Here is a 25,503-nt window from a genome sequence, read left to right on the forward strand (position 1 = left end):
TGGACAGTTGACAGCGAAAAAACTGGACGCTCCCTCTGGTTGAGTCGGTGCCGTATGCAGAGTTCGCTTTTCCCCGATGAGGATGTCATTCCCCCCGAAGTACGGCCGGCCACGCCGGAGCCGTCGCTGTTCCCGCTGGCGGCGGATTTGCCGGAGGCGCTCCGAATGGGCACCTCGTCCTGGCACTATCCAGGCTGGGCCGGGCTGGTCTGGGACAAACTCTACAGCGAAGAGCAGCTGTCCCGTCGAGGACTGGACGCCTACGCCAGACACCCGCTGTTTCGTACCGTGGGTCTGGACCGCGGTTTTTACCGGCCGCTGACTGTGGACCAGTACATCGATCACGCGGAGCAGGTGCCCGATGATTTCCGCTTCGTGGTCAAGGCACCGAGCCGGGTGACCGATGCCCTGTTGCGTGGCGCCGGCGGCAAGGGGCAGAAGATCAACCCCGATTTTCTGGATTCGGCGGCCGCCCGGGCCGAATTCATCGAACCGGCCGGCATCGGGCTCGGGCCCAAGCTGGGGGCGCTGGTGTTTCAAATCAGTCCCTTGCCCTCTCATTGGCTCAATGAAATGGAACGGCTGATCGAAGGGCTGCATACGCTGTTGCGGAACACCTCCGAGCTCAAGGCCCGTTGCCCGGAGGCGGTAGTGGCGGTGGAGGTGCGCGATCGTCAATGGCTCACTCCGGCGTTTGTTGACGCTCTGAAAGACACCGGGACCACTTATTGCCTCGGACTCCACGGCAAGATGCCGCCCATTGCCGAACAACTGCCCGTTCTTCGTGCGCTGTGGCCAGGCCCGCTGGTATGCCGCTGGAACCTCAATTTGAAGCACGGCGCCTACGGTTATGAGAAAGCGCGGGATCAGTATTCGCCATTCGACAGACTGGTGGACCCGGACCCGGAGACCCGCGCTGCCCTGGCAAAGGTGATCGCCGGCACCGTGAGCGCGGGGCAACCGGCTTACGTAACGCTCAGTAATAAAGCGGAAGGCTGTTCGCCATTGTCAGTGGCGGCGCTGGCGGAGGCGGTACAAACCCGGATCGGGCCGGCTTGATGCAATGGCAAGAGGCTCCTTGGCAGAACCGTATCGGGGAATGCGCCTACGGTTCTGTTAAGGTTCCGCGCAAAGGGACGTTTACAAAGGGATGTGGTCAAAATGAGTGAATCGGATATCGAGGCTCTGTGCCGGGCGTTTATAGCGGATGAAGATGAGGCGTTGGAACAGCAGCGGCAAGGCCGTTTCTGGCCGCGCAATCATCATTTATTGAGGCCTCATGCCGCCAGGCTGCCGGTGGCTCTGACGCCGGACAAAGAACCCGTTTCTACTTTCATTATCTGCGCGTGGCCAGCGGCATCCCGGCGGTTGCCAACAAGGAACTGCCGTTATTGCATGAGGCTTACCGGCAAGTGTTGCCGTTGCAGGATCAGGGCCACCCGACCAACAGCAGCACTCGGCATATCAACCTGTTGGTGTTCGGCTTCGATGACAACGGGCCCTTGCCGATTGGCGCAACGTCCACGGCGAAGGAGCTCAAAGCCCGCCTCAAGCTGGTGACCCAGCTTGGCAAGTACACCACGTTGCCGAATCAGCGGGAAAAGAAAGCGAAGTTTCTTCCTTTTGCCGATGACGGCGAGCGAATTCTGCAAGTGTTGCGTCACCTACGCTATCGCCACGATCGCCGCTATGGCGATGATCTTTACAATACCGTGAATCTGCGATTCTGGGCCATGGTATTGACGGCATTGCTGAGTCCGGAAGTGCGTGCTGATCTGGTCGGCGACATGCTCGATGGTGATATGGCGTTTCCCAACCGGGAGACTCATATGGACATACTGCATAAAACGGTTCAGGCAGTGCTGGAGTATTGCACGCCGGAGGAAGAGGACTTTCGCCGATTGGCCGGGCGGCTTGCCGACCTGTACCAGACCCGCCGGGAAGCCACCGAGAGCGCGACGCTGGCACGCTCTCTGAATTTGCCGTTTGATCCCGACGAGGACTGGCAGGTGAGCATACGGCTTGCGCAGGAAGGCACCGACGGTTTGAGCTGGCGGCCACCGAATCTGGCATTGACCCTGATGCCGGAGCCGGACCTGGATTGGGATATTCGTATTATCGACGCCACAGGCCGTCATTTCAGTGAGCGGTGCAAAGGGATACTGCGCAATGACATGGACATGGACGGGCTCGGCGCGGGAAACCTGGCGCGCTTTCCGGATTGGTTGCGGGCGTTACGGGAGCGGCACGGCATCGCTTACGATATCACTCAGGCGGACGTCCGCGCGGGCCGCAAGCGCTCCGCCGGCCGTTTGATCCAGGATTGGTTGAACGGGAGGGGATGAAGGCAATCGGATCGTCACTGCCCGGCGCATCGGCGGGGATCAGGTTTGTTGGTAGACCGCCATCGATGGAATCGAACATCAACTGCTCTCCAGTCCGCAATAGACGTTGGCAAAATCCGCTTTGGCCAGATCGCTCTTATGAATCACGAAATAAATTTCCCCGGCATCCCAGAAGCAGAATCCGGGGTTGTTGTCGGAGGAGACCCGCAATAGCACCATGAAGTCGTCCTGTTCGCCCCCCAGAGCCAGGGCGGCTTCGATTTCCGGGGTGTCGTGCTGCTTGAACACGAAACTGTTGACGGCATGCACCGGCGGAACGGTGGCGGCCTCGATGAGCGCGTTTTTCAATGTTTCGGTCAATGTTTCGGTCAATTCGAACTGGTCTTCCAGTGGCGCCAGGGAGGGCGCGTCGCGATAGTAGTCCTGATCGGAATAGAAGTGCGGCAGGCTGACGCTCAGGCCAGCCCGGGCCCGAAACGGGGAGTAGAGACCGTGGTCGTCACCGATGTCGTCGTCGGTCAGGTTCAGGTCGGCGGCGGAACGCAGCGTTGAAACGGGGCCGCAGTGATAGCGCACCAGCGCCCGGGGATTTTCCTGATCACTGATGAAGAAAGACAGCAGGCCGCTACGGGGCAAATAGTCCTGATACGGGGCCAGTTCTCCGCAATTGAGTTGAGCGATGAACTGATAGCCAGGGCTGTCGTCGCCGTGCAACCTCGGGTAGGGCTCGCCCGCTGGCAGGTCCGGCAGCCCGCCGAAGCGGGTATTGCCGACCTCGCTGTAATCATCCGCTTCGCTGGTGGCCAGTGCCACGGTCCGGCGGGCCAGGTTGATCAGGTCGTGTCGATACGGCGCCCATTGCTCGTCGCACAAAGCCTGCGCCAATAGCGTGTTGAGGGCTTCGTCGTGGCGGGCGAGGAAAAGACGCTTGTCGAAAGGCACGGTACCGAGCCCGTCGGCGCCCGGGTAACGATAGTCGAACAGCGCCTGCTTTTTCTCCAGTTCCAGCTTCAGGCCCGGCAGATCCCGCAGGTCTTGCGGCAAGTCGCTCAAAGGGTTGCCCTGAAGATCCAGATGACGCAATTCGGGTAGCGCGGCCAGGGCGGCGGGTATCGTGGTGAGCTTGTTGCCCGCCAGAGACAGGCTGCGCAGGCTGGGCGAGAAGGTGTCGGGAAGCCGCTCCAACGGGTTGCCGTCGAGCAGACAGGTGTTCAGCTTCGGTAAATCCAGGATCCCATCGGCTATGGCGGTGATACCGCTGCCGCTGACCATAAGACGCTCCAGCTCGGGCAAGGTCGCCAGCGCCGGGGGCAGGCCGTGGAGAGCCCGCGCATTGCTCAAATACAGGGTGTGCAGATGGCGCAGCCGGGCGATGTCGTCGGGTAATGCACGCAGACCATCGGCGCTCCGATCCGCCGGGTTGTATTGCACGGTGAGCGATTCCAGCGAAGTATAGCCGAACAGGCCCGGGGGCAAGTCCGCGCCGGTGAGGTTGCTCAGCGACACATGACGGGGCAGGGTTTTCGGCGCTTGCCGTAATTCCGCCATGGCGGTGAAACGGTAGTGATGCCAGTCCAACTGTTCCAGTGGCAGGCGCTTGGCGATCCTTAACTTATGACTTCGTTTTTCAAGGTCGTCACGCAGGTAGCCCTCGAAGCCCACCCAGCCGTCGATCAGAGTCAGCTCGCCGTACAGCTCGATGCTGTAATGGAAGCCGTCTTTCCACAGGTAAGCGGCGCCAGCGGTATCCCGATCCGCATCGAAGCTAATCCGGCCTTGTGGCGCATCAGGGTGATAGATGCCATTCAGGGAAAAGCGCAGGGCGATCTCACCGTCGTCATAGTCGTTGAGAAAGGCGCCATGAACGGCGTCATCATGGTCTCGCGCCCGGGCCTTTAGGTCGATCATCAGATCGCCGCCGGTGTGGCCGTGGGCGCTGATGTAATATTCGCTTTCCGGCAGAAAGTCGAAGCCGTGATCATCGATATCGAAGTACTCGCGGTGATCCGCGGGCACGTTGAATGGCGGTGGATCGGGGGTGGCCTCTTCGCGCGTTTTGGACTGAGGTCGGGCGAGCAGGGCCTCCACGCCTTGTCTCTGGTCGGCGAGCGCGGCGGCGGGATCACCGAAAAGTTGGACACTCATCAGCGTCTGCTCGAACAATGGGAACCAGATCCTTTCCTCTGTAACCAGGCAATCACCGGTCAGTTCGAAGTGATGGCCAGCGTCCATCTCGATACCGGTGAAGTAAAACGCATCCCCCTGACCGTTCCGCGCGGTGATCACTCGGGCGGCGCGGCCGTGCACGGTAAGGGAGTATTCGGCGGTGATCTCCACCTGACCCCGCCGGGATAGACAATATTCCCGGAATCGCGTGGCGAAATGATCGCCGTGATGTTGGCTCAGTAGATGGTCATCGTCGACGCCGGCGTTGATCATCACGATGTCGTCATCGGTTTCATATTCCGCCCGCACACTTTCCCATAATGGGCGGACGAATCCGAACTGGCCGGGGATCTCGATTGAGAAAGTGCGGGTTTCGATGTGCGCCATGCTCTTTAAACCTCTCTCCCTGGTTGATGAGGCTGCGGCATTTTTGGGGTATGGGCAGGTCGCTTACACGCAACACGCCGTCACGCTAACACGCTTTGAAAACACCCGGTCATCCCGGGCTTGGGCGCCCTGGCGCCCAAGCGGTGCTCTAAGCACCGTTGTGTGACCCGGGATGACGTCTTTCATCTGAATCCATGTCCCCAAGGTCGGCAAGAGGGTTTTTTGGGTTTGGCGTGCCAGCGTGTTGCGTGTAAGCGTGCTAGCGAATTGTGGGACACCAGTGGTCCACGGACCGCGATATCGCTCTAGTTTGCCAGCGATTGCAGCAGGGCCGCGAGAAAGCGCGCCGCCTGGCCGCCGTTCAGGGCCCGGTGATCGAAGGTCAGCGATAGCGGCAGTTGTTTGTCCTCGAATACCTCGCCGTTGTTGAATCCGGGCTGGGTGAAGGCCTTGCCGGCACCGACAATGGCCACTTGTGGGGGGACCACCACGGGCGTGGCGAAACGGCCGCCGAGCGTACCGAAGTTGCTCAGTGACAGCGTGGCCCCTTGCAGTTCCTTCGGCGGGATCTTGCGCTGTTCCACATCCCGGCGCAGGTGGTCGAGGCCTTCGCGGAGATCGTCGTCATCCCGGTTAGCGACGTCGCGCAGCACCGGCACGAACAGGCCGTCCGGGGTATCCACGGCAATCCCCAGATCGATCTTTTCCACTTTGCGCATGCTCAGTTGATCGCCGTCAAACCAGGCGTTGGCCGCTGGTTCCGCCCGGCAGCCGGCGACGATGGCGCGGATCAGGCGCAGCATGATGTCGGTGCCGGCGGCCCAATGATGAATGCTGACCTGGTCGAACAGACTCACCGGCACCACCTGTTGGCCGGCGCTGGCCATGGTTTTGGCCATGCTGCGGGCGACCCCTTTGAGCGGGGTGCTGTCACCGTGGCTTTGTTTCAGTCTGGCGTGTTGCTGCACATCATTGAGCGTGATGGTGCCGCCGGGGCCGCTGCCCTTGAGGCGTTGCAGATCCACGCCGAGATGTTGGGCCAGGGCGCGGATCGCCGGCGCCGCGCCAGGGCCGCCCTGGCTGCCGGCGGCGGCGCCGATGATAAAGTCATCACGGTCGCCGTCCTGTTCACTGGCCAGTTCCCCCACCACGCTCTGGCTGGTGTCCTCCTCGCCCTCGAAGGCCAGCAGCGGCTCTCCGGTGTGCACCAGATCGCCTTCGGCGACAAAGCGGCGGGCAACGACACCGGCCTTGGGCGCCGGAATATCGACGATGGCCTTGGCCGTCTCCACGCTCAGCAGCACCTGGTCCACGTTCACTTCATCGCCTTCCTGGACATGCCATTCGATCACTTCCGCTTCCTGAAGGCCTTCGCCCAGATCCGGCAGGGTGAAGTAGCTCATGGGGTGTGCTCCTTGGTCAGTTGCGCTTGCACGCAGCACGCTTGCACGCTATCACGCCATACTTGCCAGGTCGCGGGTCCATTCCTGGCGGGTTCGCTTGGAGAGCGGGGAGACGATCAGACTACCCGGTCTTTTAGCGTGTCAGCGTGTTGGCGTGCTGCGTGCAAGCACCTCATCAATACGCCAGCGTCCGTTTCGCCGCCGCCACGATCCGTTCCTCATCCGGCAGATAATGCTGCTCCAGTTGAAAATAGGGCATCGGACAATCGTAGCCGGTGACCCGCTCCACCGGAGCGCGCAGGTGCAGCAGCGCCTGGTTGGCGAGGGTGGCGGCGATTTCAGCACCCATGCCGCCGTGCCCGGGGGCTTCATGAACAATCACGGCACGGCCGGTGCGGCTCACCGATGCCACCAGGGTATCCCGGTCCAATGGGTTGAGACAGGCCACGTCGATCACTTCGGCGTTGATGCCGTCCGCCGCCAGTTGATCGGCGGCGCCCAGGGTTTCGTGGATGGCCGCGCCCCAGCTGATCAGGGTGAGATCGTCGCCAGTGCGCAGGGTGAAACAGGTATCCAGCGGCAGGGGATCGCCGTCCGCCACCACCGGCAGCCGTTTCAGCCGGTACAGCCGCTTCGGCTCCAGGAAGATCACCGGGTCCGGACACTGGATGGCGGCCAGCAGCAGGCCGTGGGCGCGGGCCGGGGAGGACGGCATCACCACACGCAGGCCGGGGATATGAGCAAATAACGCCTCGGTGCTTTCGCTGTGGTGCTCCGGCGCGTGAATGCCGCCGCCGTAGGGTGCCCGTATCACCAGCGGGCAGCTGAGCCGGCCGCGGGTGCGGTTGCGCAAACGGGCGGCGTGGCTGAGGATCTGCTCCAGGGCAGCGTAGATGAAGCCCATGAACTGGATCTCCGCCACCGGTTTGAGCCCCTGACTGGCCATGCCCACGGCCAGGCCGGCGATCAGGTTCTCCGCCAGCGGCGTGTCCATCACCCGGCGGCAGCCGAATTGTTGCTTGAGTCCCTCGGTGGCGCGGAACACGCCGCCGTTGGTGCCGATGTCCTCGCCGAGCAGCACCACGCTGTCATCCTCGGCCATGGCCCGCGCCAGGGCGCGGTTGACCGCTTCCAGCAGATTCATCGGTACGGCGTGGGCGCTGTGGGTTTGCAGTTCAGCCATGACGCACCTCCTGGTCCACCGCCGCCAGGGCGCTGCGTTGATCGCGCAGGGCGGCGGGTAATTCCGCGTAAAGGTAATCGAGCATGTCGGTGGCCGGGGCCGGGGGCAGATTCAGATAGGTGTCGATGGCCTCTTCCACGGTGCGCTCGCACTGTTGTTGCCAGTCGGTTTCCCGCTGCGCGTCCCACAGACCGGCCTCGGCCAGGGTGTCGCGCAGGCGCCGCACCGGCTCGTTCTGCCAGGCCCGGTGCAGGTCACTGGCCTTGCGGTAGCGGCTGGCATCGTCGGCGGTGGTGTGATCGCTGAGCCGGTAGCTGATCGCTTCGATCAGAGTGGCGCCCTTGCCGGCACGGGCCCGCTCAAGGGCGTCGTCCAGTACTTCGAGCAGGGCATCCAGGTCGTTGCCGTCCACCTGCACGCCGGGGATGCCGGCGGCCACCGCCTTGTCGGCCAGACTGGCGCAGGCGGTCTGCAGCCCTCGGGGCACGGAGATGGCCCACTGATTGTTGTTGATCAGCACCACCAGCGGCAGTTGCCAAACGCCGGCCACGTTGAGTGTTTCGTAAAAATCACCCCGTGAGGTGGCGCCGTCGCCGCAGGTGGCGAGCACCGCGGCGTGCTCGTGGCGCAGCTTGGCGGCGCTGGCGATGCCGGCGGCCTGGGTCAACTGGGTGGCGATGGGTACGCAGTAGGGCAGGTCGCGGCGGGCGTCGCTGTCGGCGGGAAAGGCGTTGCCGCGTTCGTCGCCGCCCCAATACTGCAGGATTTGGTGCAGCGGCACGCCGCGCAGATAAAGCGTGGCATGGTCGCGGTAGTAGGGCACGAAGTAATCGTCCCGGGTCAGCGCCAGCCCGGCGGCGGTGCCGATCGCTTCGGCGCCCAGGCAGGAGGCGTAGGTGCCCAGCCGCCCGGTGCGTTGCAGGTTCACCGCTTTTTTATCGAAGTGACGGATCAACGCCATGGTCTTGTAGCCCGCCACCCGGCGGTTGTCATGGTCGGTTCTCATAGCACCTCCTCAGGCCACGTTGCGGTGGCCATTGAGCCGTTGTTCCGCCAGATCGTCGGCGGTGGCACTGGTGGACCAGCCGGCCCGTTCCGCTTCGCGAAAGATCCGCGTCAGGGTGGTGCCGATGGCGAGCACCTGCTGGCGGATGCGGGTCCGGCCAGCACCGGAGTGCCCCAGAGCCAGGGCGATCAGGCCGCCGGCGTTGGTGACGTAATCCGGGGCATAGAGGATGTCTCGCCGGCGCAGCCGTTCACCGTCCTCGTCCCCGGCCAGTTGATTATTGGCGCTGCCCGCCACCAGCGGCGCGCGCAGTCGGGCGATGGTGGCGCGGTTGAGTACGGCGCCCAGGGCGCAGGGCACGAAGCCGTCGCAGGGCACGTCGTAGATGGCGTCGGGAGCGACGATTCTGGCCCCCAGCCGGGCGGCCAGTTCGCTGGCCCGTTTGGCATCGGCGTCGGCCAGGGTGAGACGGGCGCCGGCCCGGGTCAGCAGCAGGGCCAGGCGGCTGCCCACGTGCCCCACGCCCTGCACGGCGAAGTGCAGGCCGCGCAGGCTGTCCCGGCCCAGCCGCTGGCGCACGCTGGCGTCGAGGGCGGCGAACACGCCCAGGGCGGTGAGCGGTGAAGGGTCCAGGCCGTCGCCGCTGTAGCCCCAGACATGACGGGTGGTACGGGCAACCTGGTCCAGGTCCTCGAGGCGGGTGCCGGCATCCACGGCGGTGGTGTAGCGGCCGTTGAGGCTTTCCACGGCGCGGCCGAAGGCCCGGTACAGGGCACCCCGGTCATAGCCGTCCGGCGGTTCCAGAATCACCGCCTTGCCGCCACCCAGGGGCAGTCCGGCGAGGGCGGCCTTGTAGCTCATGCCCCGGGCCAGGCGGGTGACGTCTTGCAGAGCGGCGTCCTCGTCGTCGTAGCGCAGGCAGCGGCAGCCGCCGACGGCGGGACCCAGTTGGGTGGAGTGAATGGCGATAAGGGCACGCAGCCCGGAGTGCGGATCACGATGCAGGTGCAGCTCGGCAACGTTGGTCCGTTCGAGGTTAGCGAACATGGCAACGCTCTCCTTGTCGTCCCGGGGGCTGGTAAGCCCACTGTGGGCGGTTCCGGGGCCGGATCACGGCCCCTTTGCTTAAACCATAGCGCGGCTTCGGGGAGGGTGCTTGGATCGATTGGTTATATGGCGGGGAGGGGTTAGCGGGGTTGGGTATGAGGAGAGGCTTCCCTCCCGCCCCCGCATCTGGCACCCCCGCCGCCATCCCGTTATGCTGCGCGGCTTCAGTGAACGAGGGCGTAACGGCATGGCGGAACAGTACGACGTGGTGATCATCGGCGCCGGTGCCGCCGGGCTGATGTGCGCCGCCACCGCCGGCTACCGGGGCGCCTCGGTGCTGGTGCTGGATCACGCCAACAAGCCCGGCAAGAAAATTCTCATGTCCGGCGGCGGGCGCTGCAATTTCACCAATCTCAACACCACGCAGGCCCATTTCGTTTCCGCCAATCCGCACTTCTGCAAATCCGCGTTGAGCCGCTATACCCCCTGGCATTTCGTCGAGCTGGTGGAGCGGCACGGCATCGAGCATGTGGAAAAGGCGCCGGGGCAGCTGTTCTGTGCCGACTCCAGCAAAGCGATTGTGGAGATGCTGCTCACCGAGTGTGAATGGGCCGGCGTCAGGATCCGGTTGAACACGGCGGTAACGCACATCAACGATCAGCCGGTGGGCAAACCGGGTGCCGGGCGGGCGGAAGGGGCCTTTACGCTGCGTACCAGCGAAGGCGTGGTGCGCGCCGGCAAACTGGTCATTGCCAGTGGCGGGCTCTCCATTCCCTCCATGGGGGCGAGCCCGTTTGGCTATAAAGTGGCGGAACAGTTCGGTCTGAACGTGTTGCCGACCCGCGCCGCGCTGGTGCCCTTCACGCTGCAACCCGCGGACAAGGCATGGCTGGCGGAACTCAGTGGTGTCAGCGCCGAGGTTTGCGCGGAAGCCGGGGGCCGGTCTTTCTCCGAGCCCATGTTGATCACGCACCGGGGCTTGTCCGGGCCGGCCATGCTGCAGGTGTCCGCGTTCTGGCAAGCGGGTGCCGACGTTACCGTGGACTGGTTGCCGATGCTGGCGGACCCGTACGCGGCTCTGCTGGAAGAGCGCAAGCAACATCCCAACGGTACCGTGGAGCGCTGGTTACGCTCGTTTTTTTCCCAGCGTTTGGCGGCGGCTCTGGTGGCGCGGTTCGATTGGCGAGGGCCCTTGCAGCACCATGCCAACGAACACCTGGCCAGCATCGCCGCCGTGCTCAAGGGCTGGCGTTTCAAACCCTCCGGCACCGAAGGCTACCGCACCGCCGAAGTCACCCTCGGCGGTGTCGATACCGACGCCGTCTCCTCCAAAACCTTCGAAGTCAAAACCGTTCCCGGCCTTTATTTCATCGGCGAAGTGCTCGACGTCACCGGCCAGCTTGGTGGTTTCAATTTTCAATGGGCCTGGGCCAGCGCGGTGGCGGCAAATACAGTTGACAGTTGATAGTGGACAGTTGACAGCGAAAAGCCACAAAAATGGTCCATGCGCTTTCTGTGGGAACTTGCTCCCAGAGCCACTGAAGATCACCTGTTTTTGTCTTTCGTCTTTCGCTGTCAACTGTCCACTGTCAACTATCAGCTGCCTTTTACGGTGCTTTCCCGTTCCCCGCCAGATGTTCCAACAGCTGCTCGACTAATTGAACGCGTTCATCGGCGGTTTCCGATGGCAGTTGGAAGCGCAGGGTGTGGGCGCCTTCCAGGCGGTAGCGGTTGGGGGCGTTCTGCATCAGTTTGACCACGGTGAGCGGGTCCACCGGGGTGCGCTCGGCGAACTCCAGTTTGCCGCCGGCGGCGTTGGCGTCCACCCGGGTGATGGCCAGCGCTTCCGCCTGTTGCCGCAGAGCGGTGACCTTGAACAGGGTTTTCACCGCTTCCGGCAGCAGGCCGAAACGGTCGATCATCTCCACCTGCAATTCCCGTAACTGGTCGCCGGTTTTGCAGCCGGCGATGCGCTTGTACAGGGTCAGGCGGGTGAACACGTCCGGCAGGTAGTCTTCCGGAATCAGGGCCGGCACCCGCAGGTTGACTTCCGGGCCGCCGGACAGCGGTTTGGCGGTGTCCGGTTGCTCACCGCGTTTGAGCGCTTCCACCGCCTGCTCCAGCATTTCCATATAGAGCGTGAAACCGATGGTTTCCATGTTGCCGTGCTGCTCTTCACCGAGCAGTTCGCCGGCACCACGGATTTCCAGATCCTGGCTGGCGAGCACGAAGCCAGCGCCCAGGTCGGTGGCTTGTTCGATGGCTTCCAGCCGTTTCAGCGCGTCCTTGGTCATCGCCTTGGGGGAAGGCGTGACCAGGTAGGCGTAGGCCTGGTGGTGGCTGCGGCCGACCCGTCCCCGCAATTGGTGCAACTGAGCCAGGCCGAGCTTGTCGGCGCGCTCGATGATGATGGTGTTGGCGCTGGGCACGTCGATACCGGTTTCAATGATGGTGGTGCACACCAGCACGTTGAAACGGCGATGGTAGAAGTCGCCCATCACCGCTTCCAGTTCCCGTTCGCGCATCTGGCCGTGGGCGATGCCGACCCGTGCGTCCGGCACCAGCGATTGGATCTGCTCGGCGGCGCGGCTCATGGTGTCGATGTCGTTGTGCAGGTAGTAGACCTGGCCGCCACGCAGCAACTCCCGCAGGATGGCTTCCTTGAGGGCGGTGTCGTCCCGTTGCCGCACGAAGGTTTTCACCGACAGGCGCCGCTGCGGCGGCGTGGCGATGATGGAAATGTCGCGCATGCCGCTGAGCGCCATGTTCAGGGTGCGCGGAATCGGTGTGGCGGTGAGGGTGAGGATGTCGCACTCGGCGCGCATTTCCTTGAGCCGCTCTTTGTGGCGCACGCCGAAGCGGTGTTCCTCGTCGACGATGATCAGGCCCAGGTCCTTGAAGCGGACGTTCTCTTGCAGCAACTGGTGGGTGCCGACGACGATATCCACCTTGCCCTCGGCGAGCCGTTCCAGCACCTGGCTTTTGTCCTTGGCGCTGCGGAAGCGGGACAGCACTTCGATCTGCACCGGCCAGTCGGCGAAACGGTCGACGAAAGAATCGTAATGCTGTTGGGCGAGCAGGGTGGTGGGGACCAGCACGGCCACCTGGGTGCCGTTCTGAACCGCCACGAAGGCGGCGCGCATGGCCACCTCGGTCTTACCGAAACCGACATCGCCACAGACCAGGCGGTCCATGGGTTTTTGCCGTTGCATGTCGGCGATCACCGCGTTGATGGCGTTTTCCTGGTCCGGGGTTTCCTCGAACGGGAAACCGCTGGCGAAACGCTGATAATCCTCTTGCTCCAGCGGGAAACCGCGCCCTTCGCGGGCTTCGCGACGAGCGTAGGTGTTGAGCAATTCCGCCGCCACGTCGTTGATTTTTTCCGCGGCTTTTTGCCGCGCCTTGCTCCATTGCTCACTGCCCAGGCGATTCAGTGGCGGATGTTCGCCGCCGCCGTAGCGGCTGATCAGGTGCAGCGAGGACACCGGTACGTAGAGCTTGTCGCCGCCGGCGTACTCCAGCAGCAAAAATTCATGGGGCTGGTGATCCACGGTCATGTGCACCAGGCCCTGATAGCGGCCGACGCCGTGGTCCAGGTGCACCACCGGAGCGCCGATGGTGAGCTCGCCCAGGGAGCGGACCGCCAGATCCTGACCGCTGTCCTCGCTGGTGCGCCGCCGCCGGCGCTGCATGATCCGCTCGCCGTACAGCTCGCTTTCGCTGACCACCAGCAGTTCGTGGTCCGGCGCGTAGAAGCCGGCGTCGAGCTCACCCCGGGTCAGATTCCAGCGCTCGGGGGCGTCGAGGAAGTCCCGCCAGCCTTGTTTCAAAGCCGGCTGGATCGAGATGTTTTGCATCAGTTCGAGCAGCGCCTCGCGGCGCCCGGCGGTTTCCGCCACCACCAGGATGCGGGTGTCCGGGTGAGCATCGGAGAAGGTATGCAAGGGCGCCAGTACATTGCCGCTGCGCGGGTCGGCGGCAAGCCGCGGTGAGCGTGCCAGGTTGAAGGTCAGCGCCTGTTCGGAGTCACGCACCCGGGCCCGGGGCAGGGTTTTCCAGGCGCCAGCCAGCTCGTCCGGGCGCAGGAACAGACTTTGCGGCGGCAGCACCGGCCGGCGGATGTCGTGGCGACGGGACTCGTAGCGCTGACTGACCTCGTCCCAGAAGTGCTGGGCGGCCTGCTCGCACTCCGCCAATTCCACCAGCCGGGCATTGGGCGGCAGGTAGTCGAACAAAGTGGCCAGTTGCTCGAAGAACAACGGCAGATAGTACTCCAGCCCCGGACTGGCGATACCCTCGGACACTTCTTCGTAGAGCGGTACTTTTCTTGGCTCCACGTCGAAGGTTTCGCGGAAGGCACCGCGGAAATGGCGGATGCCGTCCTGGCTGAGCGGGTACTCCGCCGCCGGCAGCAGATTGATTTCCCGCACCTGGCCGGTGGAGCGCTGGCTTTCCGGGTCGAACAGACGCAGGGATTCAATGTCCTGATCGAACAGTTCCACCCGGAACGGTTGCGTCGCGCCCATGGGGAAGATGTCCATGATGGCGCCACGCACGGCGAACTCGCCGTGTTCATAGACGTTGTCGCGTTGCCGGTAGCCACAGGCCACCAGTTGCTGGCGGGTGGCTTCCATATCAAAGGTGTCGTTGACCTTGAGCTGGAAATGATTGCCATTGATATGGATCGGCGGCGCCAGCCGCTGCATCAGCGTGTTCACCGGCACCACCAGAACGCCGCTGCGAGCCTGACCGAGCCAGTGTAGCGCCTGGATGCGGTCGCTGACGATGTCCTGGTGGGGACTGAACAGATCGTAGGGCAGGGTTTCCCAGTCGGGGAACAGCCGCACCGGCACCTTGCTGTCAGCGAGGTAAAAGGCCAGCGAGTCGGCCAACTGCTGGGCACGGTTGCTGGACGGCGCCGCTACCAGCAGCAGGCCCTCGTCGCGGCGGGCCAGTTCCGCCAGTACCGCCGCCAAGCCGCCGGCGCCGGGGTCGCGCCAGTCGCGGTAGTGTTCACGTCCAGTGGAAAACAGGGAAGAATCGGGTAACAGGGTCAGGGTCATCAAGGGCCTCCAGCGCGGGCGCATTGTAGCAGGGGAGCGGGGATCGGACACGGGGTGGAGAGCTGACGTGCTCTGAAACCGTTCGCTTCGAATCAACCCTGGACTTTGACACCGCTGTAGGAGCTTGCCCTGCAAGCGAATCTTTTAGCCGGAAGCCGAATTCGCTTGCAGGGCAAGCTCCTACAGCGGCTGCCGGGCGGCGCTCCGTTTGGCGGCGAATCGACCGCGATGCTTTTGCTTTAGAGCCTGGCCTGCGTTTGCGGTACTATTGCGCGCCTATGCGTGCACCACAGCTGGGGAGAACTATGAGAGAGTCCGTCGCGGAACTAATGAACCGGTTTACCCTGGAACGGTTGGAGGACAACCTGTTTCGTGGCCAGACCGAGGCCAATGGCCAGCGCAGTATTTTCGGTGGCCTGGTGGCCGGCCAGGCGTTGCTGGCGGCGTCCATGACGGTGTCGGAGGACCGGCCCGCCCACTCCCTGCATGCCTATTTCCTGCGGCCCGGGGATATCCGCGTGCCGGTGATCTATGACGTGGACCGGATCCGTGACGGCAAGAGCTTCACCACCCGCCGGGTCAACGCGATCCAGCACGGCCGGCCGATCTTCAGCCTGTCCGCGTCGTTCCAGGTGGAGGAAGAGGGCGGCCGGCACCAGAATACCATGCCGGACGTACCAGAGCCGGACAGCCTGGAAAGCGATGAAAGTGCCCGCATGCGGGTGGTGGAGCAGATTCCGGAGCAGTTCCGTGGTGCTTTCCTGCGTGAACGGCCGGTGGAGTTCCGTCCGGTGACCCCCAAGGACCTGTTCGCGCCGGAAAGCCGGGAGCCGCTCAAACGCTTCTGGTTCCGGGTCAGTGACAGGGTCACCGCCGATCGTATGACCCAGCGGGCGCTGCTCGCCTATTGTTCTGATTTCGGTTTCATGGGCACGGCCATGCAGCCCCACGGCATGACTTTCTGGCAAAGCGATATCCAGTGCGCCAGCATCGACCACGCCATGTGGTTTTACGATGATTTCCAGGTGGACGAATGGCTGCTTTATGACTGCCAGAGCCCCGCCGCCGCCGGTGCCCGGGGGCTGACTTTCGGCGCCATCCACCGTCAGGACGGCACTCTGGTGGCGTCGGTGGCCCAGGAAGGACTGATGCGGCTGCGGCCCAGCGCCAAGCCGGTGTGAATACGCGCGTGCACGCTAACACGCCGTCACGCTAACACGCTTTGAAAACACCCGGTCATCCCGGGGTAGAGAGTCCAATAACTCAAGGCCATTGAACTCCCCCTTCGGGGTGCCCTGAAGGGCGTTCAAACGGTACTCTAAGCCCCGTTGTGTGAGCCGGGATCGCCCTTTGTAGGGCACATGGCTGCGTAGAGGGAGATGCCGGATCAAGTCCGGCATGACGGGGTTGCTCTGAATTCATACCCCCAAAGCCCGCAAGCGGGCCTTGGGTTTGGCGTGCCAGCGTGTTGCGTGTAAGCGTGCCAGCGAATTGTGGGACACCAATGGTCCACGGACCGTGATTTTTCTGATCCAAGGGGAGGGCCAATGCCTCCGCATTGGGTGGATATGCGCCCCCATTGGCGCTATTATGCGCGCCCCCAGGAACCCAATTGAGAGGGGCTCATCCGTGAACAAACTGGAAGACCACTTCGGACGATGGAAAAACCGTGAGGAAATCGCCGAGGCGATGATTCCGATGATCGGTCGGCTGTACCGGGAAAAGAACGTGGCCACCACGGTCTATAGCCGTTCCCTGGTCAACAAATCCGTTATCCAGATCCTCAAGACCCACCGTTTTGTTAAGCAGATTGAAGACGGCCTGTCCGACAGCGGTCTGTCCGTGGTGGATTCGTTCCCCATTCTCCAGGAAGCGGTCAAACTGGACCTGGGGCCCTGCCGTCTGGACATCGGCAAGCTGGCGGTTGAGTACAAAAACGACAACCGCGGCCTGTCGGTGGAAGACTTCGTCCGCGAAGCGCTCACCGAAGCGGTGGAAAACAAGGCCAAACTGGCCGGTACCACCGATGTGGTGCTGTACGGCTTCGGCCGTATCGGCCGTATTCTCGCCCGCTTGCTGATCGAGAAAGCCGGTTCTGGCGATGGCCTGCGTCTGAAGGCCATCGTGGTGCGTGAGTCCGGCAAGGGCGACCTGCAGAAGCGCGCCAGCCTGCTGCGCCGTGACTCCGTGCACGGCCCGTTCGCCGGCACCATCGCCGTGGATGAGGAAGACAACGCTCTGATCGCCAACGGCAACTATATCAAGGTGATCTACTCCAACGATCCGGCGTCCGTCGACTACACCCAATACGGTATCGAAAACGCCGTGTTGATCGACAACACCGGTAAATGGCGTGACGAGGAAGGCCTGTCCCAGCATCTGCAATGTCCGGGCATCGCCCGCGTGATGTTGACCGCGCCGGGCAAAGGCAGCCTCAAGAACATCGTGCACGGCGTCAACAACGACATGATCGACGACAGCGACAAGATCATCTCCGCCGCCAGTTGCACCACCAACGCCATCGTGCCGCCGCTGAAGGCCATCGAGGACAAGTTCGGCATCGAATACGGCCACGTGGAAACGGTGCACTCCTACACCAACGACCAGAACCTGCTGGATAATTTCCACAAGGGCCCCCGTCGTGGCCGCGCCGCGCCGCTGAACATGGTGCTGACCGAAACCGGTGCCGCCACCGCCGCGGCCAAGGCGCTGCCGTCCCTGAACGGCAAGCTGACCGGCAACTCCATTCGCGTTCCCACCCCGAACGTGTCCATGGCGATCCTGAACCTGACCCTGGAGAAGGAAACCAGCCTGGAGGAGATGAACGAATACCTGCGCTGGGTGAGCCTGCACTCTCCGTTGCAGCGCCAGGTGGATTTCGTCAGCAGCCCGGACGCGGTGTCCACCGACTTCGTCGGCTCCCGTCATGCCTCCGTCATCGACGCCGGGGCCACCATCGTCAACGGCCGCCACTGCGTGCTGTACGTGTGGTATGACAACGAGTTCGGCTACAGCTGCCAGGTGCTGCGGATTCTGCAGCAGATCTCCGGAGTGGAGTACCCGGTGTACCCGGCGGAGTAAGTCAGGCACGGAAAGCCCGCTTTAGCGGGCTTTTTTTCGTCCGTTCCCGAATTCGCCGGTATTGGCGTAAAACGGGGCGGGAAAGCGATCGGGAAGCGATACCGGACCATCGGAGGGGCTTGCCTCTCTGGCATACTTTTCATGTGGTCATTATAATGTCGCGCGCCGGCCGACGGGCCGGGCCCTTGAATCCTCATTCACGGGTGATCCTGACGCTATACCGGTTATTGCGCGAATTCCCCCATCCGCTGCCTGTGCAGTGCTTCCGAGGAAGGCGCAGCCCGACATCAGCAACACGCAACGTGGGCGAGACACTATGATCAAAATTAAGAAGGGACTGGACCTGCCCATCGCCGGCGCGCCGCGCCAGGCGATCGAGGAAGGCCACCAGGTCCGTTCTGTCGCCGTGCTCGGCGGCGACTACGTGGGCATGAAACCCACTATGGAAGTCCGCGAAGGGGACCAAGTCAAGAAAGGTCAGTTGATCTTCACGGACAAAAAAACCGACGGCGTGAAATACACCGCGCCGGCCGGGGGCACGGTGGTCGCCATCAATCGAGGCCACAAGCGCGTCCTGCAGTCCGTGGTCATCGAAGTGGCCGACCAGGAAGAAGAGGTGACCTTCACCGCTTATCAGCCGGATCAACTGGCCTCCCTGGATCGCGAAGCCGTGGTGAGCCAACTGGTGGACTCCGGTGAGTGGACGTTGTTGCGTACTCGCCCCTTTGGCAAGGTGCCGGCACCGCAGAGCGTGCCGAATTCCATTTTCGTCACCGCCATCGACACCAATCCGCTGTGTCAGGATCCGTCCCTGGTGATCCAGGAGAACGAGCAGAGCTTCCGCCACGGCCTGACCGTGTTGTCCCGTCTCACCGAAGGGCCGGTGTGGGTGTGCAAGGCGGCCAAGTCCAAGCTGCCATCCTTCGCCCAGGGTCAGATCCGTGAAGAAAGCTTCGCCGGCAAGCACCCGGCCGGTAATCCCGGGACCCACGTTCATTTCCTCGATCCGGTCAGCCTGAACAAACAGGTCTGGACCGTGGGCTACCAGGAAGTGATCGCCATCGGCAAGCTGTTCATCGAAGGCCGTATCAGCAGCGAGCGGGTGGTGGCTTTGGGGGGCCCGCAGGTGAAAACACCGCGCCTGTTGCGCACCCGGGTGGGCGCGCAGAGCGACGATTTCTGCCGTGGCGAGCTGAAAGACGGCGAAAACCGGGTGATTTCCGGTTCCGTGTTCAATGGCCACCACGCCCGTGGTCCGGTGGCGCACCTGGGCCGTCTGTGCAACCAGGTGACCGTGCTGCGCGAAGGGCACGAGCGCGACCTGCTGGGCTACGTCTCCCCGGGCACCAACCGCTTCTCGGTGATGAACATCTACCTCTCCAGGCTGATGCCGGGCAAGCGTTTCAACTTCACCACCACCACCAACGGCAGTGAGCGCGCCATGGTGCCGATCGGCGCCTACGAGGAAGTGATGCCGCTGGATATTCTGCCGACCCAGCTGCTGCGCGCGCTGGCGGTGGGCGATACCGACAGCGCCTCCGCCCTGGGCGCGCTGGAACTGGTGGAAGAGGATCTGGCCCTGTGTACCTTCGTATGCCCCGGCAAATACGAGTACGGCCCGATCCTCCGCGACAACCTGACCACCATTGAAGTGGAGAGCTGATATGGGTCTGCGGAATTACCTTGATACCAAAATCGCCCCCCACTTCCACGAGGGTGGCAAGCTGCAGAAGTACTACGTCTTCTATGAGATGTTCGACACCATGCTGTACAGCCCGGACTCGGTGACCCGGTCCGCGGCCCACGTACGTGATGGTATCGATCTCAAGCGCATCATGATGACGGTCTGGTTCGCCACTTTTCCGGCGATCCTGTTCGGTCTGTACAACACCGGCTTTCAGGCCAACCTGCAAATCACCGAGTTCGGTTTCGATCCGATCGCCGGCTGGCGCACCGACCTGGTGGCGGCGCTCACCGGCTTCAGCCAGGAGAACTTCTGGGCCAACATGGTCCATGGCCTGGCCTACTATGTGCCGATCCTGATCGCCGTCTACCTGACCGGTTTCTTCTGGGAAGCCCTGTTCGCCTGGAAACGCGGCCATGAAGTGAACGAAGGCTTCTTCGTCACCGGTATCCTGTTCACCCTGATTCTGCCGCCGGCGATTCCGCTCTGGCAGGTGGTACTGGGTGTATCCTTCGGCGTGGTCATCGGCAAGGAAGTGTTTGGCGGTACCGGCAAGAACTTCCTCAACCCGGCGCTGGTGGGCCGGGCGTTCCTGTACTTCGCCTATCCGGCGCAAATGTCCGGTGACGCCATCTGGACCGCGGTGGACAACTTCTCCGGCGCCACGCCGCTGTCGCTGGCCGCCAGCGGCAATCTGGACTTTTCCGCCGGTCTTGCTCAGAACGCCCTGATCGGCGTCGATGCCGGCCAGAGCCTGAGCTGGATGAACACCTTCCTGGGCGGCATCCAGGGCAGCATCGGCGAGACCTCGCTGATCGCCATCGGTCTGGGCGCGCTCTTCCTGCTGTTCACCAAGATCGCCTCCTGGCGGATCATGCTGGGCGTGCTGCTGGGCATGGTGGCGATGAGCACCGTGTTCAATCTGATCGGCAGCGACACCAACCCGATGTTCGCCATGCCCTGGTACTGGCACCTGACGGTGGGCGGTCTTGCCTTCGGTCTGGTGTTCATGGCCACCGACCCGGTGTCCGCGGCCATGACCAACACCGGCAAACTGATCTTTGGCATTGTCATCGGTGTGATGACCGTGCTGATCCGGGTGGTCAACCCGGCCTTCCCGGAAGGCATCATGTTGGCGATCCTGTTCGGCAACCTGTGCGCGCCGTTGATTGATTATTTCGTTACCCAGGCGAATGTGCGTCGTCGCCTGCGTCGGACCGGGGGAGTAGCGTAATGGCTGGAAATAGCGAAAGTGTCGGCAGAACGCTGCTGGTCGCCCTGTTGGTCTGTCTGGTGTGCGCGGTGGTGGTGTCCACCGCCGCCGTGTCACTGCGGCCGGTGCAGCAGAAGAACCAGGTGCTTGACCGCCAGGTGAACATTCTCCAGGCCGCCGGGCTGTATCAGCCGGGCATGGACGTGCAGCAGGCGTTCGATACCATCGAGCGCAAATTCGTCGACCTGGAGACCGGTGAGTACGTGGACAAGCCGGAGTCCTATGATCCGCTGAAGGCGGCCAAGGATCCGACGGAAAGCGAGCGCTTGAGCGCGGATCAGGACATCGCCAGCATCAAACGTCAGGAGAACGTGTCCGAGGTGTATCTGGCGCGGGATGATGATGGCAACCTGAGCCGTATCATCCTGCCGGTGCGCGGTTACGGCCTGTGGTCCACCCTGTACGGCTTCCTGGCTCTGGAAGCGGACGCCGAGACCGTCTCCGGCCTGGGCTTCTATCAGCATGGTGAAACCCCGGGCCTGGGCGGTGAAGTGGACAACCCGGCCTGGAAGGGGCTGTGGCCGGGCAAAAAACTGCATGACGACAGCGGTGACGTGGCCATTCAGGTGGTCAAAGGCACTGTCGATTCCGGCGCCGCCGGAGCCGAACACAAGGTGGACGGCCTGGCCGGTGCCACCCTGACCAGTAAAGGCGTCAACAATCTGGTGCGTTTCTGGGTGGGGGAAGACGGGTTCGGTCCGTATCTGGATCGCATGAAAGCGGCCAATGACGGCGCCGGTTCCGCCGCCGTCGAAGCCGACAACGGAGGAGAAGCGTAATGGCGGAGAAAACGAAGGACATTCTGTTTGGTCCGATTTTCGACAATAACCCCATCGCGCTGCAGATCCTGGGTATCTGCTCCGCCCTGGCGGTAACCAGTAACCTGAACACCACGCTGACCATGTGTATCGCACTGACGGCGGTGACGGCGTTCTCCAACTTTTTCGTCAGTTGCATCCGTAATCAGATTCCGGGCAGCATCCGCATGATCGTGCAGATGACCATCATCGCCTCGCTGGTGATCGTGGTGGATCAGTTCCTGCGCGCCTACGCCTACAGCATCTCCAAGCAGCTGTCGGTGTTCGTGGGGCTGATCATCACCAACTGTATCGTCATGGGCCGGGTGGAAGCCTTCGCCATGAAGAATCCGCCGATCCCGTCCTTCCTGGACGGTGTCGGCAATGGCCTGGGTTACTCCGTGATCCTGCTGGGTCTCGGTTTCACCCGTGAGCTGCTGGGTTCCGGCAGCCTGTTCGGCTACCAGATTCTGGAGCGCACCGTGGACGGCGGCTGGTACAACACCAACGGCCTGATGCTGCTGCCGCCGAGCGCCTTCTTCCTGATCGGCCTGTTCATCTGGGCGATCCGCGCCTGGAAGCCGGAGCAGGTGGAAGAGGACGTCTTCAAGATGAAGCCGCACACCCGCACCAGCGACGCGTTCTGAACGGAGAAGCCGCATGTTTGAACATTATCTGAGTCTGTTCGTCCGCGCCGTCTTCGTCGAGAACATGGCGCTGGCCTTCTTCCTGGGGATGTGTACCTTCATCGCCATCTCCAAGAAGATTTCCACCGCGATCGGTCTGGGCATCGCCGTGGTCGTGGTGTTGGCCATCACCGTGCCGGTGAACAACCTGATCCTGCATTACCTGCTCAATGAAGGGGCGCTGTCCTGGACCGGCATTCCCGCGCTGGCCACTCTGGACCTGCGGTTCCTGGGGCTGCTCAGCTATATCGGCGTGATCGCGGCGATCGTGCAGATCCTGGAAATGACCCTGGATAAATACGTGCCGGCGCTGTACAACGCGCTGGGCGTGTTCCTGCCACTGATCACGGTGAACTGCGCCATCATGGGGGCCTCCCTGTTCATGGTGGAGCGGGACTACGCTTTCGGTGAGTCGCTGGTGTACGGCCTTGGCGCCGGTGCCGGCTGGGCGTTGGCGATCACACTGCTGGCGGGAATCCGGGAAAAGCTGAAGTACAGCGATGTACCCGACGGTCTGAAGGGGCTGGGTATTACCTTCATCACCGTGGGTCTGATGTCCCTGGGTTTCATGTCGTTCTCCGGCGTGCAGCTCTAAGGGAAAGGGGAGAGCCAGATTATGAGTTTTGAGATCATTCTTGGCGTCGCCATGTTCACCGCCATCGTATTGGCGCTGGTGGCGGTGATCCTGGTGGCGCGTTCCCGGCTGGTGGCCAGCGGGGACGTTCACATCGATATCAACGGTGATGCGGAAAAGGGCATTGATGCGCCCGCCGGCGGTAAGCTGTTGGGTACTCTGGCCAACCAGGGCATCTTCCTGTCCTCCGCCTGTGGTGGCGGCGGCACCTGCGCCCAGTGCAAGTGTCAGGTTCTCGATGGCGGCGGCGACATCCTGCCCACCGAGGAAGGCCACTTCACCAAGGGCCAGATCCGCGATGGTTGGCGCCTGAGCTGTCAGGTGAACGTCAAGCAGGACATGAAGATCAAGGTGCCGGAAGAGTTCTTCGGCGTGAAGAAGTGGGAGTGCGAGGTCATCGCCAACGACAACGTCGCCACCTTCATCAAGGAACTGACCCTGAAGCTGCCGGAAGGCGAGGAAGTGGCCTTCCGTGCCGGTGGCTATGTGCAGCTGGAAGCGCCGCCGTTCGAGGTGAACTTCTCCGATTTCGATATCGGTGAGGAGTATCGCGGCGACTGGGAGCACTTCAAGTTCTTCGATCTGAAGACCAAGAACAGCGAAGAGGTGATCCGCGCCTACTCCATGGCCAACTATCCGGAAGAGAAGGGCATTCTCAAGTTCAACATCCGGATCGCCACGCCGCCGCCGGGCTCCTCCGGCATCCAGCCGGGGCTGATGAGCTCCTATGTGTTCAGCCTGAAGCCGGGTGACAAGATCACCGTGTTCGGACCCTTCGGTGAGTTCTTCGCCAAGGACACCGACGCGGAGATGGTGTTCATCGGCGGTGGCGCGGGCATGGCGCCGATGCGCAGCCATATCTTCGACCAGCTCAAGCGTTTGAACTCCAAACGCAAAATGAGCTTCTGGTACGGCGCGCGCAGCTGGCGTGAGACGTTCTACAACGATGAGTACGATAAGCTCGCCGAGGAGAACGACAACTTCCAATGGCACCTGGCGCTGTCCGATCCGCAGCCGGAAGACAACTGGACCGGCCTTACCGGCTTCATCCACAACGTGCTGTACGAACAGTACCTGAAGGATCACCCGGCGCCGGAGGACTGTGAATATTACATGTGCGGTCCGCCGATGATGAACGCCGCGGTCATCAAGATGCTGGAAGATCTGGGCGTGGAGCCCGAGAACATCCTTCTCGATGACTTTGGTGGGTAAATCGTGACCGATATGCCAGTGGCATATCGCAGCACGATTGACGTTTCACCCTCTCCCTTGAGGGGAGAGGGACAGGGAGAGGGTGAAACAAAGCCCGACCCCGGAGCAGCCATGAAATCCCGTCTCTTACTGATTCCCTTCACGCTGTTGCTGCTGTTTGTGCTGAGCGCCTGCGACGACGCTCAACAACGGCTTTCGGCGCTGTCCGGACCGACCATGGGCACCACCTGGTCGGTGAAGTTCACCGGTTCCCCCCGTGACGGTATCCCGGCACTCAAATCCGAGCTGGAGGCGGCCCTGGAGCAGGTGAACCAGGAGATGAGCACCTATCGGCCGGATTCGGACCTGTCCAGGTTCAATCAGGCGGAGGCGGGGACGGTCCAGACCCTGCCGGAGGATTTCGCCAAGGTACTGGCGGCGGCACAGGCCTTGTCCCGGGACACCAACGGCGCCTATGACGTCACCGTGGGGCCTTTGGTGAACCTTTGGGGCTTTGGCCCGGACCCGGACCGCTTCGAACCGCCGGCGGACGAGGACGTCCAGGCGGCGCTGAAGCGTATCGGCTGGCAGCGGCTGACGCTCCAGGGCCGGGAAGCCACCCAGCCCGGCGGCCTGTATGTGGACCTGTCCTCCATCGCCAAGGGTTTTGGCGTGGACAAGCTGGCCGGAGTGCTCAAAGAAGCCGGTATCAGCAACTATCTGGTGGAAGTTGGTGGCGAACTGGTGGCGTCCGGCACCAAACCCTACGGCCAGCCCTGGCGCGTGGCCATCGAGCGCCCGGAAGTGGGCAAGCGGGAAGTGGAGAAAGTGCTGAAACTGCACGATATCGCCATTGCCACCAGCGGTGATTACCGCAATTTTTTTGAGGAGGACGGCAAGCTGTTCTCCCACACCATCGATCCCCGTACCGGTTACCCGGTCACTCATCATCTGGCATCGGTTACCGTGCTGCACGAGTCCTGTATGATGGCGGATGCCCTGGCCACCGCGCTGACCGTGCTGGGGCCGGAAGAGGGCGTCGCCTTCGCTCGTGAACATGAACTGCCTGTGCTGTTCATTGTCAGAACCCATGAGGGGCCGAAAGAAATTCTGACCCCGGCTTTCCAGGCCGTTCTGGACAGCCAGAAACAGGAGAAGTGATATGTTTGCCACTCTGATCGCCGCCTTTGTCGTTATCGGCATCCTGTTCGCCGCCATGGCCGTTGGCGTGATCTTCTCCAACAAGCCGATCAAGGGCTCCTGTGGCGGCCTGGCGACGCTGGGCATGAAGGACGGCTGCGAAATCTGCGGCGGCGACAGCAACGCCTGCGAGGAAAACACCCGCCAGGAAAACGCCAAACGCGCCGGAAGCTTGGGTAAGGACGTGTTGAAAACCTGAAATAAATACAGTTGACAGTTGATAGTTGACAGCTCGCGGGACAGGAGAAATTGGCCCGTAACCGATGAGGCCGCGTCCAAAGCCTGGGTGCGGCCTCATTACGTATAAAAGATTAAACGTAGCCAGGGGCAGAGGGCTGCGTATACGCAAATATGCTT

The 25,503-nt window shown here is 62.6% G+C and carries 19 protein-coding genes; 13 read left to right on the forward strand and 6 right to left on the reverse strand.

What is annotated here, in order from left to right; translation table 11 throughout:
• Nucleotides 1-54: 54 nt before the first annotated feature.
• Both B5T_RS08975 and B5T_RS08980 read left to right on the forward strand, forming a co-directional pair.
• Nucleotides 55-1,059 carry a DUF72 domain-containing protein gene (locus B5T_RS08975; protein WP_014994176.1) on the forward strand — a complete coding sequence of 335 codons (1,005 nt, stop codon included), beginning with the start codon at nt 55-57 and terminating at the stop codon, nt 1,057-1,059.
• A gap of 287 nt (nt 1,060-1,346) precedes the next feature.
• Nucleotides 1,347-2,345 (forward strand): hypothetical protein, encoded by a 999-nt coding sequence (locus B5T_RS08980; protein WP_014994177.1) that lies wholly within the window; start codon nt 1,347-1,349, stop codon nt 2,343-2,345.
• 78 nt (nt 2,346-2,423) lie between these two features.
• On the opposite strand, the gene B5T_RS08985 is transcribed toward B5T_RS08980, so the two are convergent.
• The 5 genes from B5T_RS08985 to B5T_RS09005 all read right to left on the reverse strand — a co-directional run bounded on the left by B5T_RS08985 (nt 2,424) and on the right by B5T_RS09005 (nt 9,537).
• Nucleotides 2,424-4,898, reverse strand: coding sequence for a DUF1963 domain-containing protein (locus B5T_RS08985; RefSeq protein ID WP_014994178.1), 2,475 nt, complete (start codon nt 4,896-4,898; stop codon nt 2,424-2,426).
• Nucleotides 4,899-5,203: 305 nt separating this feature from the next.
• Complete coding sequence (locus tag B5T_RS08990) at nt 5,204-6,301, reverse strand: dihydrolipoamide acetyltransferase family protein (protein ID WP_014994179.1); 1,098 nt, start codon at nt 6,299-6,301, stop codon at nt 5,204-5,206.
• A gap of 175 nt (nt 6,302-6,476) precedes the next feature.
• Nucleotides 6,477-7,484: an alpha-ketoacid dehydrogenase subunit beta gene (locus tag B5T_RS08995; protein ID WP_014994180.1), complete on the reverse strand. Its 1,008-nt coding sequence runs from the start codon at nt 7,482-7,484 to the stop codon at nt 6,477-6,479.
• A complete protein-coding gene (pdhA, locus tag B5T_RS09000) occupies nt 7,477-8,490 on the reverse strand; it encodes a pyruvate dehydrogenase (acetyl-transferring) E1 component subunit alpha (RefSeq protein WP_014994181.1) in 1,014 nt (337 codons plus the stop codon). The genes B5T_RS08995 and pdhA overlap by 8 nt, the downstream gene beginning before the upstream one ends.
• Before the next feature lie 9 nt (nt 8,491-8,499).
• Nucleotides 8,500-9,537, reverse strand: a complete 1,038-nt coding sequence (locus B5T_RS09005; protein ID WP_014994182.1) for a Leu/Phe/Val dehydrogenase — start codon at nt 9,535-9,537, stop codon at nt 8,500-8,502.
• Nucleotides 9,538-9,784: 247 nt separating this feature from the next.
• Here B5T_RS09005 and B5T_RS09010 point away from each other — a divergent pair, with 247 nt between their 5' ends.
• The gene (locus B5T_RS09010) at nt 9,785-11,002 is read left to right on the forward strand and encodes a BaiN/RdsA family NAD(P)/FAD-dependent oxidoreductase (RefSeq protein ID WP_041717459.1); all 1,218 of its coding nucleotides are present in this window, start codon (nt 9,785-9,787) and stop codon (nt 11,000-11,002) included.
• A 142-nt stretch (nt 11,003-11,144) separates the two neighbouring features.
• Here the strand turns inward: B5T_RS09010 and mfd are convergent, their stop codons facing one another.
• Nucleotides 11,145-14,600, reverse strand: coding sequence for a transcription-repair coupling factor (gene mfd, locus B5T_RS09015; RefSeq protein ID WP_014994184.1), 3,456 nt, complete (start codon nt 14,598-14,600; stop codon nt 11,145-11,147).
• Between the two features lie 305 nt (nt 14,601-14,905).
• Between mfd and tesB the strand changes: the two genes are divergently transcribed.
• From tesB to nqrM, 10 genes are all read left to right on the forward strand, one after another.
• A complete protein-coding gene (tesB, locus tag B5T_RS09020; RefSeq protein ID WP_041716960.1) occupies nt 14,906-15,781 on the forward strand; it encodes an acyl-CoA thioesterase II in 876 nt (291 codons plus the stop codon).
• A 448-nt stretch (nt 15,782-16,229) separates the two neighbouring features.
• The gene (locus B5T_RS09025; protein WP_014994186.1) at nt 16,230-17,681 is read left to right on the forward strand and encodes a glyceraldehyde-3-phosphate dehydrogenase; all 1,452 of its coding nucleotides are present in this window, start codon (nt 16,230-16,232) and stop codon (nt 17,679-17,681) included.
• A gap of 316 nt (nt 17,682-17,997) precedes the next feature.
• The gene (locus tag B5T_RS09030; protein ID WP_014994187.1) at nt 17,998-19,344 is read left to right on the forward strand and encodes a Na(+)-translocating NADH-quinone reductase subunit A; all 1,347 of its coding nucleotides are present in this window, start codon (nt 17,998-18,000) and stop codon (nt 19,342-19,344) included.
• A gap of 1 nt (nt 19,345) precedes the next feature.
• On the forward strand, nt 19,346-20,599 hold the full coding sequence (locus B5T_RS09035) for an NADH:ubiquinone reductase (Na(+)-transporting) subunit B (protein WP_014994188.1): 1,254 nt from the start codon (nt 19,346-19,348) through the stop codon (nt 20,597-20,599).
• A complete protein-coding gene (locus B5T_RS09040) occupies nt 20,599-21,417 on the forward strand; it encodes a Na(+)-translocating NADH-quinone reductase subunit C (protein WP_014994189.1) in 819 nt (272 codons plus the stop codon). The genes B5T_RS09035 and B5T_RS09040 overlap by 1 nt, the downstream gene beginning before the upstream one ends.
• Entirely contained in the window at nt 21,417-22,082 is a 666-nt protein-coding gene (locus B5T_RS09045) for an NADH:ubiquinone reductase (Na(+)-transporting) subunit D (protein ID WP_014994190.1), read from the forward strand. Before B5T_RS09040 ends, B5T_RS09045 begins: the two co-directional genes overlap by 1 nt.
• Nucleotides 22,083-22,095: 13 nt before the next feature.
• Nucleotides 22,096-22,716 carry an NADH:ubiquinone reductase (Na(+)-transporting) subunit E gene (gene nqrE / locus B5T_RS09050; protein ID WP_014994191.1) on the forward strand — a complete coding sequence of 207 codons (621 nt, stop codon included), beginning with the start codon at nt 22,096-22,098 and terminating at the stop codon, nt 22,714-22,716.
• 21 nt (nt 22,717-22,737) lie between these two features.
• Nucleotides 22,738-23,967 (forward strand): NADH:ubiquinone reductase (Na(+)-transporting) subunit F, encoded by a 1,230-nt coding sequence (gene nqrF / locus B5T_RS09055; RefSeq protein WP_014994192.1) that lies wholly within the window; start codon nt 22,738-22,740, stop codon nt 23,965-23,967.
• Nucleotides 23,968-24,078: 111 nt separating this feature from the next.
• Nucleotides 24,079-25,107, forward strand: a complete 1,029-nt coding sequence (locus B5T_RS09060; protein ID WP_014994193.1) for an FAD:protein FMN transferase — start codon at nt 24,079-24,081, stop codon at nt 25,105-25,107.
• 1 nt (nt 25,108) lies between these two features.
• The gene (gene nqrM, locus B5T_RS09065; protein ID WP_014994194.1) at nt 25,109-25,345 is read left to right on the forward strand and encodes a (Na+)-NQR maturation NqrM; all 237 of its coding nucleotides are present in this window, start codon (nt 25,109-25,111) and stop codon (nt 25,343-25,345) included.
• Nucleotides 25,346-25,503 lie beyond the last annotated feature (158 nt).

Source organism: Alloalcanivorax dieselolei B5 (genome assembly GCF_000300005.1).
Classification (GTDB): domain Bacteria; phylum Pseudomonadota; class Gammaproteobacteria; order Pseudomonadales; family Alcanivoracaceae; genus Alloalcanivorax; species Alloalcanivorax dieselolei.

Excerpts from the sequence above, each read along its gene's own strand:
- pdhA (WP_014994181.1), bottom strand. The coding sequence starts at position 8,490 with ATGAGAACCGACCATGACAACCGCCGGGTGGCGGGCTACAAGACCATG.
- B5T_RS09010 (WP_041717459.1), top strand. The coding sequence starts at position 9,785 with ATGGCGGAACAGTACGACGTGGTGATCATCGGCGCCGGTGCCGCCGGG.
- B5T_RS08975 (WP_014994176.1), top strand. The coding sequence starts at position 55 with ATGCAGAGTTCGCTTTTCCCCGATGAGGATGTCATTCCCCCCGAAGTA.
- nqrE (WP_014994191.1), top strand. The coding sequence starts at position 22,096 with ATGTTTGAACATTATCTGAGTCTGTTCGTCCGCGCCGTCTTCGTCGAG.
- nqrM (WP_014994194.1), top strand. The coding sequence starts at position 25,109 with ATGTTTGCCACTCTGATCGCCGCCTTTGTCGTTATCGGCATCCTGTTC.
- mfd (WP_014994184.1), bottom strand. The coding sequence starts at position 14,600 with ATGACCCTGACCCTGTTACCCGATTCTTCCCTGTTTTCCACTGGACGT.
- B5T_RS08995 (WP_014994180.1), bottom strand. The coding sequence starts at position 7,484 with ATGGCTGAACTGCAAACCCACAGCGCCCACGCCGTACCGATGAATCTG.
- B5T_RS09030 (WP_014994187.1), top strand. The coding sequence starts at position 17,998 with ATGATCAAAATTAAGAAGGGACTGGACCTGCCCATCGCCGGCGCGCCG.
- B5T_RS09060 (WP_014994193.1), top strand. The coding sequence starts at position 24,079 with ATGAAATCCCGTCTCTTACTGATTCCCTTCACGCTGTTGCTGCTGTTT.
- B5T_RS09035 (WP_014994188.1), top strand. The coding sequence starts at position 19,346 with ATGGGTCTGCGGAATTACCTTGATACCAAAATCGCCCCCCACTTCCAC.
- B5T_RS09040 (WP_014994189.1), top strand. The coding sequence starts at position 20,599 with ATGGCTGGAAATAGCGAAAGTGTCGGCAGAACGCTGCTGGTCGCCCTG.
- B5T_RS08985 (WP_014994178.1), bottom strand. The coding sequence starts at position 4,898 with ATGGCGCACATCGAAACCCGCACTTTCTCAATCGAGATCCCCGGCCAG.
- tesB (WP_041716960.1), top strand. The coding sequence starts at position 14,906 with ATGAGAGAGTCCGTCGCGGAACTAATGAACCGGTTTACCCTGGAACGG.
- B5T_RS09005 (WP_014994182.1), bottom strand. The coding sequence starts at position 9,537 with ATGTTCGCTAACCTCGAACGGACCAACGTTGCCGAGCTGCACCTGCAT.
- nqrF (WP_014994192.1), top strand. The coding sequence starts at position 22,738 with ATGAGTTTTGAGATCATTCTTGGCGTCGCCATGTTCACCGCCATCGTA.
- B5T_RS08990 (WP_014994179.1), bottom strand. The coding sequence starts at position 6,301 with ATGAGCTACTTCACCCTGCCGGATCTGGGCGAAGGCCTTCAGGAAGCG.
- B5T_RS09045 (WP_014994190.1), top strand. The coding sequence starts at position 21,417 with ATGGCGGAGAAAACGAAGGACATTCTGTTTGGTCCGATTTTCGACAAT.